This is a genomic window from Staphylococcus pasteuri (genome assembly GCF_030547725.1).
Taxonomy (GTDB): domain Bacteria; phylum Bacillota; class Bacilli; order Staphylococcales; family Staphylococcaceae; genus Staphylococcus; species Staphylococcus pasteuri.
On sequence record NZ_JAUOQO010000604.1, the window covers coordinates 1 to 253 of the forward strand.

Annotated in this window: 1 protein-coding gene; it reads left to right on the forward strand. The window is 44.7% G+C overall.

The window, feature by feature from the left end:
* The coding region (locus Q4528_RS14880) for a hypothetical protein (RefSeq protein ID WP_303522448.1) at positions 1–253 on the forward strand (253 nt) is incomplete at both ends.

Here is a 253-nt window from a genome sequence, read left to right on the forward strand (position 1 = left end):
GCCACTGACTTTTGGTCATTAAACCTGCCAAGAGAAACACGTGCTTACGTACCAAAACTACTGGCTTTAAGCCAAATGTTACAACAGCGTGATGACTACAAACTGAATATTCCAGCCATTGCGAACAAGCCGTATTTTGAAAAAGTAGCCACCTATAGCCAAATTGATTTAGCGTTGGCGGCTGAGCTGGCAGGTATCAAGCTAGACGAGCTGCATAAATTAAATCCTGGTTTTAACCGCTGGGCCACAGCAC